The sequence below is a fragment of the Lichenibacterium dinghuense genome, assembly GCF_021730615.1.
In the GTDB taxonomy this organism is placed as follows: domain Bacteria; phylum Pseudomonadota; class Alphaproteobacteria; order Rhizobiales; family Beijerinckiaceae; genus Lichenihabitans; species Lichenihabitans dinghuensis.
This window is the reverse complement of sequence record NZ_JAJLMN010000001.1, coordinates 2,560,886-2,580,297: the sequence shown is the minus strand read 5'-3', so window position 1 is coordinate 2,580,297 and position 19,412 is coordinate 2,560,886. Positions and strand designations below refer to the sequence as shown.

Here is a 19,412-nt window from a genome sequence, read left to right as displayed (position 1 = left end):
CGATGCGGACCGCCCGGCATCCACTCCCGCATGTTCGCGAGGTGGCTTCGGCCGCCGATCCTCCGGCTGGTCCCGAGTGCGAGGGCCGATCGTGTTCGGGCGAGCGGTCGCGCGGAGCCGGATGCGGCAGGGCCGAAGTCTCGGTGAGGGGTTGGCGGGGATGTCCGCCGCCACGACCGTTTCACGTCGAGGCGGGAGACGGGCCTGGCGGGTTCGGGCTTTCCGAATGAGGTGTGCTGGTTCGGACGAACCACCCTTTCCCTTCGAGCGTCGCGCGCAACGCGTCGTCGCCGACGGCGTCCACCATCGTCAAGTGCATCTCCGGGAGGTTCGTCGCCAAGTGCTCCAGGACGTCCTGGAGGGCACCGAAGGGCACCAGGATGAAAGCGTCGTCGCCTTTCCCCGTCAAGGTCGCGGCGACCGCGCCGATCAGCGTCCTCGCCTTCCGAGGGATGGGGAACGGCATCGGTGTCAGGTCCCTCCTCCTGAGATGCTCCTCGGCGACCTGCATCACGGGAACTGCCTTGGGGCAGTACGGCGGTCCACCCCAGGCGTCCGTCGGCCCCGGCCAAGCGATATAGTGGCACCACGCCCCAGGTTCGATGGCGCTCTCAAGTCCCTTGAGGTAAGTTCTCAGCAGCGTTTCGATCTGGTATGATGGTCGCTCGATGACGGCCTTCATCGCCATGAGATCCCAGGGATCGGGACCACCGACCAACCATCGTTCGTACTTCCTGCAGCACCTGACGTATTTGAGATAATCAGGATCCGCGACCGCGTCCCTCGGTTTGTAACCGACTTGGATCGTCGGGCGGCCATCGCCCGCATCTTGGCTCAACTTCGCCTGGAACAGGCTCAGGCGACAGAGGTCCTTCCCGGCCATACTCTCGTCGGGCCGCCGAACGACGATGCCGAAGTCCGCGCCGAACCGCCTCTCGACGTCTCTGGGTTGGTGCGCCCAGGAGATCTCGGGAACGCGGAACTCCTCCGGGGCGTGCCCGGAGCACAGGTGGGCCAGCAGCCACCACCTCAGGTTCGTGCCGAGGTGCCCCATGAAGGCCGCGGTCTGGTGCTCCTCCCCGAGGCCGCCGGCTCCCGACATGAGCGTGGCGTCGAGCACGGCCCCGATCGAGGCGCGGATGAAGGCGTGATCCGGCGATCCGACGCTGGACGAGCCGAGGAGCTCACGGACTTGCCCACCCACGCCATACCCCGTCGCGCGCTCCATCAGGAGGTCCTCGGCGGTCGCGATGAGGTCGAGTTTCGGCATACCGACCGTTCCTTCCAATCGCGACCACGCGCCATCACCGGGTCGGTCAAGCGTACCTTTCGGGGTCTTCCCGCAGCTTGACGACCGTGCTCAACGCGGTCTCGTTGCCCGTCGCCTGGAACCGGGCGACGAAGTCGTCGACGCTTCCCCGGCGATGGATCCGCTCCGCCCCGACCTCGCCCTCGAGGAAGGCCCGGAGACGGCGACGGGTCGTCGAATACGCGACCCTCGCGTGGCGATGGCGCAGCATCGCGCGGCCGGCCGCCGACTCGGTGCGCTCGGCGAGGGTCGCGGGCGAGAACACGGGACGCCGATCCTCGGCCGAGCGGGCGATCAGGATCGTCCTGACGCACCAGACGGCCCTCCTCGCCACCATCGAACCATCCAGGACGGCGCCGTGTCGGACGAGGAACCAGCCGAGATCCCTGGCCCGCTCGATATCGTCCGCATAGTCCTTCCGGAACGCGAAGGCCGCACGCAGGCTCGACAGCAGGTCCTCGGGGTCGACCAGGGCCATGGCCTCGAACGCGACGTGGCACACAAACAGGTCGCCCGCGCCGGCGCCCTTCAGCAGCGTCGACCATGGATAGTGGAACACCGACACGTGCCCGCTCGTGACGTGCCGGATGGCGTCGCCGTCGTCGACGACCAGCACGTCGACGTCCGAGCCCGCCGACGCCTCCCGCCGGGCGTGGCTGCCGAACAGGAGGACCGCCCTCGCCGTGCCCGCCACCGCACCGACCATCGCGGGGGGCACGCCGGCGCCCCTTACCGTCCGACGTTCCGGGCGCGGGAGAGGGCCTGCGCGGCCATCTTGCGCATCGAGCTCCGCGCGGCCTCGACCTCGTCCCGGTTCTGCAGCACGATCTGCTGTTTCTCCGGTTTGAGGACGCCCGTCTCGACGTCGAGGTTGTGCTCCGACATCAGGTAGAAGCTCAGGCTGAGGCGGCACGATCGAACGAGCCGCCCGTCCTCCATCCCGTGCTGCGCGGCCACCGCCGCCCAGCGCTCCGGCGGCAACATGGGATTCGGCACGATCACCAGGTTGATCCTGTGCGTCCATTCGTAGTCCAGCGACACGTCGACCTGCGCCGGACCCTTGCCGCTAATCTGAAAGATCCGGTTGATGTTGTAGTCCCTGAAATCGTCGTGACCCCGGGACCAGGCCCGCATGTACCAACGGCCGCCCCATTCGAAGATCGCGTGCGGGCGGACGACGCGCGCCTGCTCGCGCGAGCCCGTGAGCGACGCGTAGCTGACCTCGAGCTCGCAACCATCGCGCACCGCGTCGAGGACCTGCAGGAGGAACGAGGGCCGGATCCGGTGCCGCCCGAGCGTCACCACCTCGAGCGGCATGGTCGGCGGCGCGTCGAACCAGGTGTGTTGGAGGTCGAGCCATTCGTTCCTCACCGCCACGAGTTGGAGGAGGTAGCGCTCCATCGTGTCGCCGACGAACAGGGGCGCGAAGGCCGCGGTCCGTCGATAGAGCTTGGAGACCCGGTCGTACGCCATGTTCGAAGGCGCGAGGTCCTCGTACTGCGAGAGGTCGGCGGAGGCCTGCGCGGTCGATATGCCGAAGGTCGTCACGAGGTCGGACCGGTTTATGACCCCGTTCCAGAACAGCCTGAAGTCGATGAACTCGAGCCGACGCTGGACGCCCCACCTCGTTCGACCCTTCTCTTCCTCCATGGGGATCCTCCCAGAAATTGCACATAAGTACCACTAGTGCGTACAGAAACTTGACGAGACCGACGATCTCTCCTATATCCTATCGACGGATGCAGCGGGCCGACAACGGGGTGCGGGCCTGGCGGAGCAAGCGCGATAGGAGGTTTCCATGGACGCGAGGGTTGAGGGTCGCGACGAGAGCGACGTCTGGCGGCTGTCGATCGACGGTGACGCGCACGAGGTGTTCCATCGCCGGATCCCGGCGATCGAGTTGTTCGACCTCGCCGGCAAGTCGCCGCACGAGTGGGTGCTCGAGGTGGAGTTGGACGGCGACGCCCGCGCCTCGCTCGACAAGCACGAGCACGTCGACCTCTCCGCCGACGAGGTCACCCGCTTCCACCTGCGACCCCGGCACCACCGGCGCCCGCAGCCCTTGGCGCTCGTCGTGGTGGTGAACAGCGAGCCGATCGCGGTGGAGGCCGTCCCTTCCGAACTGCTGTCGGCTTTGGTCGACGGTGTCCTGGAACGGGCGAAGCCCGTCGGGCGCGCCGACGACGAATGGCAGCTCAAGACGGAGGCCGGCGTCGTGCTGGACCTCGCCCTGACCGTCGAGGCCGCGGGAATCCAGGACGGCGCGACCTTGTTCCTGTCGCTCAAGGCCGGCGCCGCCGGCGAAGCGGACGTCGAGGCGCTCGTCGATCCCGCGGTGTCCCGCGCGAAGTTCGACCGCGAGGTCGCCGCCTTCGGCGCCGTCGCCGCGGCGAACGGACGACGGGGCGTCTGGCTGATCCGGGCGGAGTACCCGCGCGTCGTCCTCGCCTTCGCGGCGCCCAACACCGGTCCCCTCCGCCTCGTCGCCTTCGGCGCCGTGGTGGACTTCCGGAACTACGACCTTTGGGCCCCCTCGGTGCGCATCGTGGACCCGATCACCGAGGTGCCGTACCGGGCCAACGAGCTTCCGCCCCATGCGCAGCTGCTGCGGCTCCAGCCGCCCGCGACCCGCGCGCCGACGGATCCGGCGGTGATGGAGGTCGGCCGGTTCATGCAGTGGCATCGCCCGGACGAGGTGCCGTTCCTGTGCCATCCGGGCGTGAGGGAATATCACCAGCATCCCGCCCACGACGGCGACAGCTGGCTTCTCCACCGCGGGAAGGGCGAGGGCACGCTGTCGCGGATCATCGACATCCTCTTCCAGTACGGATCCTCCAAGGTGGTGGGTTTCCAGGTCGGCCCCGCGATCGCGACGCCCGATCCATGAGCTGGCTCGGCAAGCTGCTCGGGGACGCCGGGGCGCCCGGCGAGGGTGGGCCGCTGGGAAGGCGAGGTTTCGAGGCGGTCACCGAGGTGATCGTGCCCCCTGCCCTGGCGGACCGAACCCAGGCGGCGCTGCGCGCGGCCGGGGTGGCGGGAAACGAGGGGCTGGTGGCCTGGAGCGGCGTCCAGGACGGCTCGAGGTTCCTGGTCCGGACCGCGACCGCCCCGCGGCAGCGTGGCATCCGCACGTCGGACGGGGTTTGCGTCGTCGTCGACGGCGACGAACTCCACCGTCTTAACGTCGAGACGTTCAAGAGGGGCGAGCGCCTGTTCGCCCAGGTCCACTCGCACCCCGGGCGGGCCTACCATTCCGAGATGGACGACCGATACGCGATCGTGACCTCCCCGGGCGGCCTCTCGCTCGTGGTGCCCGACTTCGCCGTGCGTCCCTTCGCCGTCGGCGAGTGCGCGGTCCTCCGGCTGTCGTCGGACGGGGGGTGGCGCGAGGTCGGCGCACGCCGGGCGGCCGGGTTGATCTCGTTGCGGGAGGATCCGGCATGAGGCTCGCGAACTTCTTCGGCAGGAGCCTGACCGCCGTCACCGAGGTCCTCGCCGGCGCCGATGCCGGCGCGCTGCGGGCGAGGCTCTCCAGGACCGCCGTCGAACTCGCCTTCGACCGCGTGGCGGCCGCCTCGGGCGAGGGACGCGTGACCCTGGCTTTGGCCGCGGACCTGCTCGTCCGTCTCTACCCCGGCCTCGCGTTGACCCCGCTCGACGATGGGCTGGGGACGGCCGCACTCGCGGACGATCTAGCCCGCACGGCCAAGGCCATCCACCGCGACATCGACCTCCGGCCGCGCCGCGACCGCGTGGCCTTTCGCATCGTGGTGGGTGCGACGGCACCTCCGGGTTATTGCCGGGGCGTGTTCGCCGGCTCGGAGGGGTGGACCGCGCTGTTGAATCCGGGGGCGCCGGTGGCCGGCGCCGACTCGGACAATCCCTTCGGCGCCGCGGCGGCCGCCTGTCTCGCCGTGGCGGCCGCGTTCCGCGCGATCTTCTCCGACCACCTGCCGGACGGACGACCCGATGTGCCGGTCGAGCTCGACGTGCTCCATGGCGTCCCGGGCCGCTCGTCGGCGCCGGTTCGCCTGCCGGTTGGCATCGATCTGTCCGGGACGCACCTCGTCGGCCTCGGCGCGATCGGGCGCGCCACGGCCTGGACGCTGGCCCGCGCGCCGGCGCTGCGCGGAGACTTGCACGGCGTCGACCATCAAACCATCGAACTCTCCAATCTCCAGCGCTACGTCGGTTCCACACAAGGCGACCAAGCCAAGAGGCGCCCAAAGACCGCGTCGGTCGCCCGGATGTTCGAGGGCACGTCGATCGAATTCATCGGTCATCCGCTGACCTGGGGACGGTACTTGGCGGGGCGTGGATCCTGGGATCTGGACAGGGTCGCCGTCGCCCTGGACACGGCGGAGGACAGAATCGCGGTCCAGGCCTCGCTGCCGCGCCGCATCCTGAACGCGTGGACGCAGCCGGGCGACCTCGGGGTTTCGCGGCACGACTTCGGGGTCGGGCCCTGCCTGGCCTGCCTCTATCTTCCCGATCGGGGCGTCCCGAGCCTCTCGGAGAACGTCGCCGGCGCCATCGGCCTGCCGGAGTCGGAGGTCCGATCCCTGCTCCATCTCGGTTCGAGGGTCGACCATGCCCTCCTCGCGCGGATCGCGACCGCCTCGGGGGTGGACATCGAGAAGCTCAGGCCGTTCCAGGGCGAGCCGCTCGCGTCGTTCTACGCCAAGGCGGTCTGCGGCACGCACCATTTCGGCGCCTCGCGGGGCGGCGACCGCGGCGCAGCCGCCGTGCCGATGGCCTTCCAATCCGCCCTCGCCGGAGTGCTGCTCGCGGCCGAGATCGTCGCCGACGCCGGGTCGATCCGTACGGGTCCGATCGCGCCCTTGACGAAGATCAACCTGCTGCGGCCACTCGGTCGTCACCTCAACGAACCGGCGGGCAGGCACCCGTCGAACCGATGCTTGTGCCACGACCCGGACTTCGCGTCGGCGCATTGGGCGAAATGGTCTCGCCCCGGAGCGCGCGCCGACGAGGAGCCAATGTTCGTCGCGGGGTGAACGGGCTCCGCACCCGTCGCGGCACGGGGCCGAGCCAAGCCGCGAGGTCCCATCCCCCAGCGAAGGTGCCCACGTCGCCGAGGCCGCCACCTGGGCCGTGGCGTCCGGCGCGCCGATGCCGGAGAGGGACGGCAGGCGCTTCGCCCCGTCCCGCGCCTTGGCGGCTACGGCGAACTCGGCATCGAAGGACTCGGTGCGCCCGTCGAGGACGACCCATTGGCGGCGCATGTCGACGATCAGCTCGTGGGTCCGCGCGGCCAGACGCCCTCCTCCCCTCGGCCTCGATTGGTCCTGGTCGCCCGTCCATCGAACGCGGACATCAGAGGCTCCGAGCCCCGGCGCGAGCGCACGTCCGAGCCCGGCGCGATGCGGACCATGCGGATGTCCGGCGCGTGATGGATCGGTCTCGGTCCGCGGAGTCGTCGGCGACCATCGTCTTCGGGCGACGCCGGGGATGAGATTCACCATACCTCCGAGTTCGGCGAGCCGCGTTCCGGGTGACTGGATCCAGCATAGGGAATAGTTGAGGGTTGAACGGCAGGGTGCGATGATCGATGCGTCGAGGGGGGGATCGTGGGCATGAACATGCCGTCCGCACGAACACCCGCAGGATCGCCGAAGGCGGCGTGGTCGGGTGACGACTACGTTTGTTGGTCCCGCATGCAGGCGGAGGCGGGAGAGGGGCTCGAGACGATCGTCGCTCGCAAGGACCTCGAGCGCCGCGCGGGCGACGGCACCTTCTTCTGGGGGATCGGCAACTCGCCGTCCGCCGCGATAAGCCAGCTCGCGCGTGCGGCGGTGCCGGTGAAGGTGGTGTTCTCGATCATGAAGTCGCCGCCGAAATCGATCGACTCGGCGCCGTCGAGGACCGTCGCCTGGCGACGCTATGTCGACGTCAGGGGTTCGGAACGCCCTCTTCCCGTCCACGTGCTGGTGACCAGCCGTGGCGACGCCACGGGTGGCGCGAAGAGGTTCCATTGCGCTCTCATGTGCCGGTCGGACGCGCCCTTGACGCTCAGGCGCGGCGTGCCCTTCGATCCGACGGGATTCCGCAACGCGGGCGGCACGGGAGCCCCGGTCGGCGCGTCCCAGGTCACCGCGTTGCTCCGCCGCACCGGCCCAGGGGATGGATGCCCCGACTACGAGGAGAACGTGACGGCATGGCTGGCCGGCAGCTACTGGGTGCGCCTCGTGGATCCCGTGGAGCTCGACGAGCCGCGCCTGGCCTCGCTGCGGGACCTGACCGTCAATGCCCGGGACTGGCGCGCCGCCGTCTCCGACATACGAGGCGGTGACGGGGGGGATCGTTGGAGCGTGCCGGACGGGATGCTTTTCTGAGGCGGACCTCCCGCGAGGGCGGCCGCATGTCGGTGACCGGGGGTACGAAGTGGCGCGGGGGCGATCGGTGGCACACGACGACCAGACGCTCGTTTCCCAATTGCGCAGGGCGGGCATCAGCCGCGCCGCCATCCGGGCGGCGTGGCCGTCCTGGTGGTCGGAGGAGGCCGCCGCCACCGCTTCCGGCCGCGCGGAACTGCGGTTCGCGCTCGCGCGGCGCCTCGGGCTCCAGCCCAAGCCGTTGCTGGGCGAACGCGTGGAGTTCGTCTGGAACGACGAGGCCCGCTTCAAGAACCTGGACGTCGAGCACGACGAGCACAGGGCCGCGCTGACCTCGTTCGGGATGTCTGTCGGTCGCCTGTTGCTCCGCGCCGCACCCGGCGGGCAGACGGATGCGCTCGGCGCGGAGGCGCTGAGGGCCGCCATCCTGGCAGGTTCGGCGTTCGTCGACCTCGGATCCCTCGTCGCGACCTGCTGGGCCTTGCGCATCCCGGTCGCCCACCTCCGCGTGTTCCCGCTCGAGGCGAAGAGGATGCACGCCATGGTCGTGGGGGTGGACGGCCGCCACGCGATCCTGCTCGGGCGCGACGCGGGCTATCCCGCGCCGGTCGCGTTCACGCTCGCGCACGAGCTCGGTCACATCATGCTGGGGCACCTCGCGGGCGTGCCGGCGCTCGTCGACGTCGAGGATCCGGCGCTCGCTCGCGGCGGCGACGAGGAGGAGGACGCGGCCGACCGATTCGCCCTGACCCTGCTGACGGGCTCGTCCGAGCCGGACATCCGGGCGAACCTCGAGCGGTTCAACGCTCCCACGCTCGCCGCCGCCGTGCTTCGGGCCGCCCCGCCCAACGGCGTGGAACCTGGGACGCTGGCGCTGTGCCTCGGCCACCGACGCCGCGCGTGGCCGGTCGCGATGGCCGCGCTGGGCTACATCTACGCCGAGCGGAAGCCGGCGTGGCGTGAGGTGAACGGCATCGCGGGCTCGGAGTTGGAGTGGGACCGCCTTGGCGACGACTCCGCTGAGTACCTTCGTCACGTGATGATCGGCGAGGATGCCTGAACCCATCCTCATCGACGCCGACGTCGCGCTGAAGGCGGCGTGCTACGACCTCGGGGCGGAGACCGTGGCGGCGACGCGGGCCGACGGCCTCCCGCCCGCGATCCTCGACGTATGCAGGTTCGTCGTGCGCGGGCGACTGAGGCGGCGCGGGACGGTCGGGGATCCGGCGAGGGCCGCCGCCAGCTTCGAGCGGATGCTCCGGGCGATGTCGCTCGTCGAGCCGGACGACGCCCAACTCGCCGCGGCCGCGGACCTGGAGGCGGAGGCGACCCGCCTCGACCTCGAGCTCGACGCCGGGGAGAGCCAATTGCTCGCGATCCTGGCGAGCCGCGGAGGGCGCGCCCTCGTCACCGGCGACAAGCGCGCCATACGGGCCATGGCCGTCGTCGGGCGACCGCACGCCGAGGGTCGCGTTGTCTGCCTGGAGCAGCTGATGTCACACCTCGTCCGCGTCGCAGGCGCGGCGACGATCCGTCCACACGTGTGCGCGGAACCGGCCGTCGACCGGAGCCTGACGTCGTGCTTCGGCTGCTCGTCCGCCCACGTCGACGGCGGCGAGATCCTGGAGGCCCTCGCCAGCTACGTCCGGCACCTGGACCACGAGGCGCCCGGCGTGCTCCTGCCGGGCGGGGACCTCGCGGCGGTGCCGGCCTGAGACCCACGCCGCCCGTCGGGCGATGGACCCCGGACGCCCATGCCGACGTCCGCCGTGGCCCGGCCCGATACAGGTCGGACCCCGGGGGACCGGTCGACGCCCGCGGGTCCGGATCCTTCAGCGTTGGCCCCTCAGGAAGACCGCGTACGGGGCCCGCATCGTCGCGACCAGGTCGATCTGGATCTCGCGGGGTTTCTCGTCGTTCGACAGTTCGGGGGCGTCGAGGAGCTCGAGGCAGGCCTTGTCGACCCGACCCTGGACGTACCGGCTTCCGAGGCGACCCGTGCTCGGGCCCACCGGCACCCGGGTCTGGGCGAGCGGGAGCGTGAAGCGCCTTTCGCGCAGGTCCTCGATCACCAGGGCGTACCGCGAGCCACGCACCTCGATGGTGTCCGGGATGAGTTCCCATCTGACGCCGTCCACCGAGTACTCTTCGGCGCACAGGGGATCCGCGAGATGGTTGGACTCCATCGCCTCCATGCAGAGGTGGATGGGCCTACCGTTTCGGACGAAGCTCCTCGCGAACGGCTGCACCATCGACGAGGGGTGACAGGTGTTGCCCCCGTAGCCCCACATCCCGTAGCCCGTCCTGCGGATCTCCAGCGTCTTGCGGGCGATGATGTCGGCGAGCTCCTCGCCGGCGTGGGTGCCGACCTTCATGAAGAGCAGCCCCTCACCGGGCCTCACGATGTCATCCACGGGCATCCTCCAGGAACTCCAACTCGTACTCGTCCTCGTGCGCGACGCCGTAGTCCAGCCTCCGCCGCGCGCGAACGTAGCGGACCCTCGGTCCCTGGGACAGCCCGTAGAAGTTCTCGAGCCGCACGGGATCGACGATCGGGGAGCTCGGGCCGAGGGCGGCGTTGCCCGGGAGCGCGGACAGGTAGAGATTGCAGGACTTGAGTTCCGGGGCGTCGTCGAGGTGGTACTCGTGCAGCTTGCGTTGCATGCGGGACACGTAGAATCCACGGCGGGCGGAGAAGCCCTGCACATTCGCGAGCACCCGCTTCGGCCATTCGAGTTCGTCGTCGTCGGCGATCACCACGACGCCCTCCCCGACGTGCCGGGTCGCCTCCATGCCGCGCTCGACGAAGACGTTGACGCTCTCCCCGTTGTTGGAGGCGCCCCACGGCGGGTTGGTGTAGAAGCAGTCGTAGGCGACGCCCGGCTCCATGGCGTCGAGGACGTTGTAGAGGCGCGCATCGAGGTTGGTGATCCGCTCGCGGTCCGCGAACCTCGTCACCGCCTCCACCGTCCGCTCGTCGAAGTCGAAGACGGTGACGTGGGACGGCCCGAAGTCGAGGACCTCGCGCGCCCGCAGGTGGGCGAGGCACACGCTGATCGCATCCCCGTCGCCGATGAAGGCGAGCCGCTTGCCGTCCGCCCAGTCGGCGATCGTCTCGCTCTGCATCACCATGTCGCCCGTCTTCATGTGGATCTGGTCGAACACCCGCAGCGGCCGCGGCCTGTTCTGGACGACGTCGGAGACCGCGTTGATGGCCTTCCGCAGGTCGACGCGCCGCCGCTCGCCCGACGGCGCCGCCGGGACCGGCGGAGTGCCCCCCGGGGCCTGTGCGCCACCGCGCACCACGCCGCCGATCCACCCCAGCAGACCGGTCAAGACAGACGTCCGGCGAGCCGCGCGACCAGGTCGTCACGGGGAACGGCGGCGTCGAAGACGTGGACGGGGCAACCGACGAGCACGCCGTAGGTCGCCGCGACCGCCGCCTGGAGGTCGGCGTGTCGCCGGGCGTCCTCCACGGAGACCATCGGCCGGCCGCCGGCGTCGACCCCGATCCGCCGTCGCGTCTCCAACGGATCGGCGTGGAGGACCCAAATCTCGTCGGGCGCGAGTTCGACGATCCGATCCTGCGGGAAAGCCGTGATCCGGAAACCGTAGGCCTCCTTCGTGACGGGATGGCTGTCGATGAGGATGCTGCGTTCGCCACGGTGCGCGCGGACGAACGCGAGGAGGCCGCGGTCGACCTCGACGACGTCGTCCGGCGTCACCACCTCGGCCGACCTGGAACGAAGATCGGTCTGGTCGTTCACGGCGGCGGAGCGCGTTCTGACATGCTCGGTGAGGCGGGCGCCGTACTCCCAGACGAGGAGATCGGGCACGCGCTCCGCCAGCAGTCTTGTCGTCGAGCTCTTCCCCGACGCGGGTGCCCCCGTCAGGTAGATCACCTTCGCCATCCCGTTCCCCCCGCCACCGGGGATCGTCGTCCCGACGTCGACCCGGCTCGAACCCCGTGCCGAAGGTGGAACATCCCACGTCCCTCGGCAACTTTCCCTCGCCCACCCCTGGGACCACGAACCCACATGTCGGCCGGCATGCGCGCCGGGGCGACGGCGGCGTCGCGGCGCGCCCACCACCGGGCGGGCATGATCGTCGCGGCGCACGCCCGTGGGGCCCGTGCGGTCCCGGCGGGCCGAATGACCGTTCCCGCGGTCCCCACGCGGCATGCTGGTCCAGCATGGGGAGCGAGGTCGCGTCCGCGCCGAACAAGGTCGGCGTCCCGGCCAGGTCGAAGGGGACCGCGCTCATGGCCGACCCCGGTCGATGGCGGCGCTTTGAACCCGCACATGCGCCGGCCACACGCGATCCGCAGGTTCCAAGTTTTCTCCGCTGCCTATCAAGCATCCATCCGCCGCGGGCGCCGGTCCGGGCGCCGCAACCGGTCGAACGGTTTCATGCGCGCATCGTCAGCGCAAGTCAGCCCGAAGCGGGTCGTGACGACGCTCCACCGCCTCCCTCAATGGGACGACCCCAGCCGAACATGTTGCCCTCCGAACCGGATGACCGTGGGCCGATGCTCCTGGCGAGGAAGGTGTAGGAACGTGTCTCGTTGTCGCGTCACACAGATGTGGGGTCGGCGTCCCTCGGAGGGACGTCCCTCCCGACGGACAACAAGCGGGGCGTCCCTTGAGACAATTCGTAGCAGAAGTTCCGCCGATCACAACGAATATCTATTGAAGATTGATAACGCCCGAAATGGGTGGCTTTTGCGTTCCCTCGAGTGGTCGAGTTATCAGTGTTCCTACACACTGGCCGCCCCCCGGCCCCGCGTGCCAACATGCCGCCATGATCCAGCCCTCCCGAATCAAGGTCCTCAAGGACGGCCCCGAGAACGAGGAGGGCCGCTACGTCCTCTACTGGATGGGTCTTTCGCTCCGGGCCGCCTTCAACCCGGCGCTGGAACACGCGGTGGACGAGGCCAACGCGCGCGGGCTGCCCGTGGTGGTCTGCTACGGCATCGCGGAGGGCTTCCCGGAGGTCAACGCGCGCCACTGGACCTTCCTGCTGGAGGGCATGGCCGAGATCGGGCCTGCGCTCGAGAAGCGCGGCATCGGCTTCGTCGCGCGGCGCGAGGGCGGCCCCGTGGGCACGGCGCTGACATACGCCGCCGACGCCCGCCTCGTGGTGATGGACCGCAACTACCTCAAGCCCATCCGCGCCTTCTACGACGACTTCGTGCGCCGCGCGCCGTGCCGCGTCGTGCAGGTCGAGGGCGACGTGGTGGTGCCGGTCGAGACGGCCTCGCCCAAGCACGACTACGCGGCCCGCACGCTGCGGCCGAAGATCTACAGGCAGTGGGAGGAGTATCTCCACCCGCTGAAGGAGCGGAAGGTCAAGCACCCCGCCCGAAACCTCGGCCTCGACTCGACGCTCGACCTCGCCGACGTCGCGAAGACCGTGGCGGGCCTGAAGTGCGACCACGCGGTCGGCCCGGTGAAGCGCTTCAAGGGCGGCCACGCGGAGGCGGAGCGGCGGCTCAAGCGCTACCTCGGCGGCCCCTTCGACCATTACGCGACGGTGCGCGGCAAGCCCGAGGCCGGCGCGGCCTCGCACATGAGCCCCTACCTCCACTACGGGCAGATCTCGCCGGTCGCGATCGCGCTCGCCGTGCGGGCGTCCAAGAAGGGCGACGACGAGGACCGGGCCGCCTACCTCGAGGAGCTGGTGGTGCGGCGCGAGCTCGCCATGAACCACGTCTTCTACCAGCCCGACTACGACGACCTGAAAGGCGTGCCGGACTGGTGCCGCAAGGCGCTGGACGCGGCGCGGAAGGACGAGCGCCGCCACCTCTACACGCGCGAGCAGTTCGAGCGCGGCGAGACGCACGACCGCCACTGGAACGCCGCCATGACCGAGATGCGCGAGACCGGCTACATGCACAACCACATGCGCATGTACTGGGGCAAGAAGATCGTGCAGTGGTCGAAATCGCCCGAGGAGGCCTGGGACATCGCGATCCGCCTCAACAACAAGTATTTCATCGACGGGCGCGACGCCAACTCCTTCACCAACGTCGGCTGGCTGTTCGGCCTGCACGACCGGCCGTGGGGACGGCAGCCGGTGTTCGGCACCGTGCGCTCGATGAGCGAGGCCAGCCTGAAGAAGTTCGACGCCGACGGCTACGTGCGCGACGTGGAGAGGCTCGCGGCGGCCGAGCGGGAATGATCCCGTTCACCTTCGCGGTCGCGCTGACGCCGCGCGCCAACGCTCGGCATTGGCCGCTGGTCGAGGCGCTGCTCGACCTGACGCTGGCCTCGGTGCGGGCGCAGACCGACCCCGCCTGGCGCGCGCTGATCGCCGTGCACGAGCGCCCGCGCCTCGCGGTGCCGGACCCGCGGGTCGAGTTCGTCGAGGTCGGCTGGCCGGTCGAGCCGCCGGGGCCCTACAACGACGATTCCGGGCGCAAGAAGCACCTGCTCTCCGACACCGTGCGGGACCGCGGCGGCGGCTACCTGATGGTGCTCGACGCCGACGACTGGGTCGACCGCAGTCTCGTCGCGGCCGCGCGGGCGGCGATCGGGGACGCGCATGTCGGCGGGCTGATCGAGGACGGGCTCGCGGTGGACTTCCGCACGCTGCGCGCCGCCCCCCTGCCCCACCCCGCGCTCGAAGGGCTGCCGTTCCACCGCTTCTGCGGCTCCTGCGGGGTGGTGCTGATCCGCCCGGACGGGGCGAGCGAGATCCGGCGCGACCCCTTCGCGGTGCTGCGCTCGCACCACCGCTGGGTCGAGGTGGCGGCCGAACACGGCGAGGGATTGGCGCGGCTGCCGACCTCCGGCGCCTACCTGGTCAATACCGGCGAGAACCATTCGGACGTGCACGGCCCCTACGCGGACTGGCGGCGGGGGTTCATCGCGCGGGTCAACGCGGTCGGGCGAGACATGGACGAGGCGACGGCGGCGCGGTTCGGGCAGGAGGTCGGGGCGCTGCGGGAGTTCGTGCCTCATGGAGTTTCCGCGAGATCGGATCGGTAGCACCCGGTCCGCCTCCTCCACCACCCTTCGGGCAGGGTACCCATCCCGGCCTGCCGGGATGGGAGCCCTGGTCCCCCTCCTCCGCTTCGCAGAGGAGGATCAGCGCACGGCGCTCGCCGCTTTGATCCTCCTCCGCCTGCGGAGGGGGACCATGCGAAGCATGGTGGAGGAGGCGGACCGCGTGCGACCGCTGGGATCGACCCCCGAACCCATCACGCGAAAGGCGCCTCACACCAGCATGGCGGCGCCGCGGTCGAGGTAGGTGTCGAGGAACTGCTCGATGCGGGGGTGGCGCGGCTTGCCGAAGACGGCGCAGGGCGCGCCCTTCAGCAGGATGCGGCCGCCGTCGAGGAAGGCCACCTCCTGGCCCACCGAGGCCGCGAAGCCGATCTCGTGGCTCACCACCACCATGGTCATGCCGTCGGCGGCGAGGCGGCGCATCACGTTGAGCACCTCGCCGGTGAGCTCGGGGTCGAGCGAGGAGGTGGGCTCGTCGAACAGCATCAGGCGCGGCTCCAGCGCCAGCGCGCGGGCGATGGCGACGCGCTGCTGCTGGCCGCCGGACAGCTGGGACGGGTAGTGGCCGGCCCGCGCCTCCAGCCCCACCCGGCGGAGCTCCGCCATGGCCCGCTCCTCGGCCTCGGCGCGGGGCTGGCGGCGCACGACCCGCAGCACCTCGGCCACGTTGCCGAGCGCCGTCCGGTGCGGCCACAGGTTGAACTGCTGGAACACCATGCCGATGCCGGCCCGCACGGCGCGGATCCGCGCCGCCGGCAGGCGCCGGCGCCCCTCAGGCCCCTCGACGAAGCCGAGCGGCTCGCCCCCGACCAGCACGGTGCCGGCGCTCGGCTCCTCCAGGAACGCCATGCAGCGCAGCAGCGTGCTCTTGCCGGAGCCAGAGGGACCGATGAGGCAGGTGACGCCGCCGGCCGGCACTTCGAGGTCGACTCCGCGCAGGACCTCGTGCGCGCCGAAACTCTTGCGCAGGCCGCGGATCGAGACCGCGGCCGGCGGTGCCGCGGGCGGTGGGCCGGGCGGGGCGCTCAAGCGGCCGCGGCCCGGTAGCGCGACAGGCGCGCCTCGGCGAGGCGGCCCAGCGCGCCGCAGCCCTCGACGAGGCCCCAGTACAGCAGCGCCAGCAGGAACAGCGCCTCGACGAAGCGGTAGGTGGCCGAGCCGATGGCGCTCACCGCCAGCGTGAGCTCGGGCACGGTGATGATCGACAGCACGGCCGTCTCCTTCAGGAGCAGGATGGTCATGTTCACCAGCGCCGGCATCACCAGCACGGCCATCTCGGGCAGCTCGACGCGGAACAGCGCCTGCGCGCGGGTGAAGCCGAGGCAGGCCGCCGCCTCGACGTGGCCGGGCGGCACGGCCGCGAAGCCGCCGCGGAAGATCTCGCTGTAGTAGGCCGCGCCGTAGACCGAGAGGGCGAGGAGGCCGGCCGGCACCGGGTCGAGCGACAGGCCGAGGTAGGGGCCGCCGTAGTAGAGCAGGAAGAGCTGGACCAGGAAGGGCGAGCCGCGCAGCAGCTCGACGCAGAGCCGGAGCAGCAGCCCGACGGGCCGCGGCCCGAAGCGCCGGGCCGCCGCGACCGCGAAGCCGAGCGCGACGCCGAGCACCGCCCCGGCGGCCCAGATCGCGGCGGTGACGCCGGCCGCCGCCAGCACGTCCGGCAGCTGCGCCAGCACGAAGGAGGGGTCGAAACTCACGCGGCGCCCCAGCGCAGGCGCCGCTCCAGCGCCGCCCCCGCCCCCGCCAGGGTCCAGTCCACCGCGACGTAGAGCGCGCCGGCGGCGGCGTAGACGGGCAGCGGACGGTAGGTCGAGGCGGCGATGTCCTGCGCGGTGCGGGTCAGCTCGACGACGCCCACCACCGACACGAGCGAGGAGGCCTTCAGGACCATGATCGCCTCGCCGACGAGGGCGGGCAGCGTCAGCTTGAAGGCGATGGGCGCGCGCACGCGCCAGAACCGCTGAAGCGCGGACATGCCCGCGACCTCGGCCGCCTCGACGAGGCCGGGCGGCACGGCCAGGAACCCGCCGCGCAGGTTCTCGGCCTGGTAGGCGGCCGTGCAGAGCGTGAGGCCGAGGGCGGCCGCGGCGATCCCCGGCAGCACGACGCCGACCGCGGGCAGGACGTTGTAGATCAGCAGGAGCTGCACGAGCAGCGGCACGCCGCGGAAGAAGCTCACGAACAGCCGTGCCGGCCCGCGCAGGGGCCGCCGCCGCGACAGCAGGGCGGCCGACACGGCGAAGCCGAGGAGCAGCCCCGCACCGATCGACACGGCGCCCAGCGCCGCGGTGACGCCGGCCGCCTCGACCAGCAGCGCGAGGATGTCGGGCGTCACGCCGCCCCCGCGCGCAGGGACGCCGTCAAAGCGCCGGGTCCGTCACGGCGTCCGGCGTGTCGAAGGAGGAGCCGAACCACTTCACCTGCAGCGCGGCGAGGCGCCCGTCGGCCTTCATCCTGAGGATCTCGGCCGACAGCGCATCGGCGAGCGGGGCCGCGTCGGGCGACTTGGGGATGATGTAGCCGAAGTAGGACTTCGGGCCGAAGGGCGGGCTCACCACGGCGAAGGTATCGGGCCGGGTCTTGGCCACGTAGGCGATGTTGGTGAGCGAGTTCGCCGCGGCGGCGATGCGGCCGGCCGCGAGGTCCGCGTAGGCGTCCGTGTTGGCCACGTATTCGCGCACCGTCACGGGCTTGCCCAGCGTCTTCGCGAAGTCCTGGAGCTGGGCGAGCTGGGCGGACGACTTCTGACCGCCGACGGTCCGGCCGGCGATGTCGGCCGGGACCTTGATGTCGGCGTCGCCCGTCCGCTTCATCAGCGCCGCGGTCGCGTCCGCGATCGGCGGCAGGAAGCGGTAGCGCTCCATCCGGGCCTTGGTGATGGTGGCGGGGCCCGCCACCACGTCGAAGCGGCCCGCCTCGAGCCCGGGCAGCACGCCCTCCCAGGGCAGCGCGACCCACTCGAGTTTGAGGCCCATGTCCTTGGCGGCGGCCTCGAACAGGTCGACGTTGAGGCCGACGTGCTTGCCCGCGTCGATGAAGTCGAAGGGCGCGAAGGCGGTCTCGGTGCCGACGCGCAGCACGCCCGCGGCCTTGACCCTGGCGAGGGCGTCCTCGGCCCGCGCGGCCCCGGCCGCCAGCCCGGCGAGGGCGAGGCCCAGCGCGGCCTTCACGAACATGCGTCTCGTCATCGCGGCTCGCCCCTCCATTGAATGCGCGAGCTTAGCAATTTCCACGCCGCCGTCGAGGTGCCCCCGGCCGGGATGACCCGTCACCCCGCTTCGAGGTCCCGCCCCCGCGTTTCCGGCATCATCAGCGCCGCGGCGGTGCCAGCCAAGCTGAAGGCGACGAGGTAGTAGGCCGGCATCAGCTTGTCGCCCGACACGGCGACGAGCTTGTTGACCACGTAGTTGGTGCTGCCGCCGAAGATCGACACCGCCAGCGCGTAGACGATGGACAGGCCGGCGGAGCGCACGGCGCGCGGCAGCGACTCCGGGATCGCGACGATGATGGCGGCCGCGTTGATCGAGGACAGCGCCGACAGCAGGAAGGTCACGAGGTAGACCGCCAGGGGCGAGCGCTCGCGCACCATCCACAGGAAGAGCGGCACGGCGAGGACCGCGATGGCGGCCCGCGGCCAGATCAGGACGGGCCGGCGGCCGGCGCGGTCGGCGAGGTACCCGCCGAGCAGCGGGAACAGCACGGAGGCGAGCCCGAGCGCGATCGGCACCGCGGTCGACACCGCGTCCGCGAGGCCCAGCGTCGCCTTGGCGTAGACCGGCATGTTGGTGCCGACCGAGGTCGAGACGGCCGAGGCCGAGATCACCGCGAAGGTGACGAGCAGCAGGCGGCCGTGCTCGCGGAACAGCCGCCGCATCACCCCGAGGGTGGAGTCCGCCGCCTCCGCATCCTCGCCCGCCCCGGCGGTCTCGGGCAGGTGGCGGCGGATGACGAGGCCCACCGGCACGACGAGGAGGCCGAGCAGCACCATGGCGCGCCAGCCCCACTGGCCCATGGCGCCCTCCCCCACCACGAAGCCCAGCCCCGTCGCGACGAGGCCGGCGAACAGCGCCGCGCAGCCCTGGCTGGCGATCTGCCACGAGGCGATGAAGCCGCGGCTGCGCTTGGGCGCGGCTTCGAGCAGGTAGGCCGTGGAGGGGCCGACCTCGCCGCCGAGCGCGAGGCCCTGGATCAGCCGTCCCGCGATGACGATCGCCTGCGCGGGCCAGCCGATGCTGGCCGTGGAGGGCGTGACGGCCAACATCAGCATGCCGAGCGCCATCAGGCCGATGGTGAGCACCATGGCGGGCTTGCGCCCGGCGCGGTCGGCCAGCGCGCCGATGACCGCGCCGCCGATCGGCCGCATGACGTAGCCGATGCCGAACAGCGCCAAGGAGGCGAGCAGGCTCGAGGTCGGGTCCCTGGCGGGGAAGAAGGCCTCGCCGATCGGCACGGCGAAGAAGGCGTAGACGGTGAAGTCGTAGAACTCGAGCGCGTTGCCGAGCACCACGGCCGCCACGGCCTTGCGTTCGAGCTTGGGAGGGGCGGCGTCGGGCGATGTCATCCGGTGATGATGCCTCGCGGACGGTTCGGTTTCAAAAGGCCGATGGCCTTTTGCGGGGTGCGGGGCGGAGCCCCGCAGAGGATGGATCGTCTCGTACCGACGGCTAAACACCCTGACCCGTCGTCTCAACCTCTCTCATCCTGAGCCGGGCGCGGAGCGCCCGTGTCGAAGGACGCAGGCGCTCT

The 19,412-nt window shown here is 71.0% G+C and carries 19 protein-coding genes; 8 read left to right on the top strand and 11 right to left on the bottom strand.

Translation table 11 applies throughout. The features are described from left to right. Positions 1-181 precede the first annotated feature (181 nt). From L7N97_RS12520 to L7N97_RS12510, 3 genes are read right to left on the bottom strand one after another with little or no spacing between them, the layout of a single operon-like run. Positions 182-1,270, bottom strand: coding sequence for a hypothetical protein (locus L7N97_RS12520; protein ID WP_237478600.1), 1,089 nt, complete (start codon positions 1,268-1,270; stop codon positions 182-184). 46 nt (positions 1,271-1,316) lie between these two features. After that, positions 1,317-2,027, bottom strand: coding sequence for a nucleotidyltransferase domain-containing protein (locus tag L7N97_RS12515; protein WP_237478598.1), 711 nt, complete (start codon positions 2,025-2,027; stop codon positions 1,317-1,319). Between the two features lie 11 nt (positions 2,028-2,038). Further along, positions 2,039-2,959 (bottom strand): WYL domain-containing transcriptional regulator, encoded by a 921-nt coding sequence (locus L7N97_RS12510; protein ID WP_237478597.1) that lies wholly within the window; start codon positions 2,957-2,959, stop codon positions 2,039-2,041. Between the two features lie 148 nt (positions 2,960-3,107). Here L7N97_RS12510 and L7N97_RS12505 point away from each other — a divergent pair, with 148 nt between their 5' ends. From L7N97_RS12505 to L7N97_RS12480, 6 genes are all read left to right on the top strand, one after another. Then, entirely contained in the window at positions 3,108-4,196 is a 1,089-nt protein-coding gene (locus L7N97_RS12505; RefSeq protein WP_237478595.1) for a putative metal-binding protein, read from the top strand. Continuing rightward, positions 4,193-4,753 (top strand): Mov34/MPN/PAD-1 family protein, encoded by a 561-nt coding sequence (locus L7N97_RS12500; RefSeq protein WP_237478594.1) that lies wholly within the window; start codon positions 4,193-4,195, stop codon positions 4,751-4,753. The genes L7N97_RS12505 and L7N97_RS12500 overlap by 4 nt, the downstream gene beginning before the upstream one ends. Before the next feature lie 119 nt (positions 4,754-4,872). Further along, complete coding sequence (locus L7N97_RS12495; protein ID WP_237478593.1) at positions 4,873-6,324, top strand: E2 ligase fold family C protein; 1,452 nt, start codon at positions 4,873-4,875, stop codon at positions 6,322-6,324. Between the two features lie 579 nt (positions 6,325-6,903). Continuing rightward, on the top strand, positions 6,904-7,662 hold the full coding sequence (locus tag L7N97_RS12490) for a hypothetical protein (RefSeq protein WP_237478592.1): 759 nt from the start codon (positions 6,904-6,906) through the stop codon (positions 7,660-7,662). Continuing rightward, complete coding sequence (locus tag L7N97_RS12485; RefSeq protein WP_237478591.1) at positions 7,616-8,722, top strand: M48 family metalloprotease; 1,107 nt, start codon at positions 7,616-7,618, stop codon at positions 8,720-8,722. The genes L7N97_RS12490 and L7N97_RS12485 overlap by 47 nt, the downstream gene beginning before the upstream one ends. Beyond that, a complete protein-coding gene (locus L7N97_RS12480) occupies positions 8,715-9,377 on the top strand; it encodes a hypothetical protein (RefSeq protein WP_237478590.1) in 663 nt (220 codons plus the stop codon). Before L7N97_RS12485 ends, L7N97_RS12480 begins: the two co-directional genes overlap by 8 nt. Before the next feature lie 117 nt (positions 9,378-9,494). On the opposite strand, the gene L7N97_RS12475 is transcribed toward L7N97_RS12480, so the two are convergent. Genes L7N97_RS12475 through L7N97_RS12465 form a run of 3 tightly spaced genes read right to left on the bottom strand, consistent with a single transcriptional unit; the run spans position 9,495 to position 11,573 of the window. Continuing rightward, on the bottom strand, positions 9,495-10,082 hold the full coding sequence (locus tag L7N97_RS12475; protein ID WP_237478588.1) for a hypothetical protein: 588 nt from the start codon (positions 10,080-10,082) through the stop codon (positions 9,495-9,497). After that, positions 10,069-10,998 carry a bis-aminopropyl spermidine synthase family protein gene (locus L7N97_RS12470; RefSeq protein ID WP_237478587.1) on the bottom strand — a complete coding sequence of 310 codons (930 nt, stop codon included), beginning with the start codon at positions 10,996-10,998 and terminating at the stop codon, positions 10,069-10,071. The genes L7N97_RS12475 and L7N97_RS12470 overlap by 14 nt, the downstream gene beginning before the upstream one ends. Further along, entirely contained in the window at positions 10,995-11,573 is a 579-nt protein-coding gene (locus L7N97_RS12465; protein WP_237478586.1) for an AAA family ATPase, read from the bottom strand. Before L7N97_RS12465 ends, L7N97_RS12470 begins: the two co-directional genes overlap by 4 nt. Before the next feature lie 889 nt (positions 11,574-12,462). On the opposite strand from L7N97_RS12465, the gene L7N97_RS12460 reads away from it, so the two are divergent. Then, positions 12,463-13,842 carry a deoxyribodipyrimidine photo-lyase gene (locus L7N97_RS12460; RefSeq protein ID WP_237478584.1) on the top strand — a complete coding sequence of 460 codons (1,380 nt, stop codon included), beginning with the start codon at positions 12,463-12,465 and terminating at the stop codon, positions 13,840-13,842. Further along, positions 13,839-14,651 carry a hypothetical protein gene (locus tag L7N97_RS12455; RefSeq protein WP_237478583.1) on the top strand — a complete coding sequence of 271 codons (813 nt, stop codon included), beginning with the start codon at positions 13,839-13,841 and terminating at the stop codon, positions 14,649-14,651. Before L7N97_RS12460 ends, L7N97_RS12455 begins: the two co-directional genes overlap by 4 nt. A gap of 228 nt (positions 14,652-14,879) precedes the next feature. Here L7N97_RS12455 and L7N97_RS12450 read toward each other — a convergent pair whose 3' ends face one another. The 5 genes from L7N97_RS12450 to L7N97_RS12430 all read right to left on the bottom strand — a co-directional run bounded on the left by L7N97_RS12450 (position 14,880) and on the right by L7N97_RS12430 (position 19,227). Continuing rightward, positions 14,880-15,698 carry an amino acid ABC transporter ATP-binding protein gene (locus L7N97_RS12450; RefSeq protein ID WP_237478582.1) on the bottom strand — a complete coding sequence of 273 codons (819 nt, stop codon included), beginning with the start codon at positions 15,696-15,698 and terminating at the stop codon, positions 14,880-14,882. Further along, positions 15,695-16,363 carry an amino acid ABC transporter permease gene (locus L7N97_RS12445; protein WP_237478581.1) on the bottom strand — a complete coding sequence of 223 codons (669 nt, stop codon included), beginning with the start codon at positions 16,361-16,363 and terminating at the stop codon, positions 15,695-15,697. Before L7N97_RS12445 ends, L7N97_RS12450 begins: the two co-directional genes overlap by 4 nt. Next, complete coding sequence (locus L7N97_RS12440; protein WP_237478580.1) at positions 16,360-17,001, bottom strand: amino acid ABC transporter permease; 642 nt, start codon at positions 16,999-17,001, stop codon at positions 16,360-16,362. The genes L7N97_RS12445 and L7N97_RS12440 overlap by 4 nt, the downstream gene beginning before the upstream one ends. A 25-nt stretch (positions 17,002-17,026) precedes the next feature. Next, a complete protein-coding gene (locus L7N97_RS12435; RefSeq protein ID WP_237478579.1) occupies positions 17,027-17,854 on the bottom strand; it encodes a transporter substrate-binding domain-containing protein in 828 nt (275 codons plus the stop codon). Positions 17,855-17,934: 80 nt separating this feature from the next. Next, the gene (locus L7N97_RS12430; RefSeq protein WP_237478578.1) at positions 17,935-19,227 is read right to left on the bottom strand and encodes an MFS transporter; all 1,293 of its coding nucleotides are present in this window, start codon (positions 19,225-19,227) and stop codon (positions 17,935-17,937) included. Between the last annotated feature and the right edge of the window lie 185 nt (positions 19,228-19,412).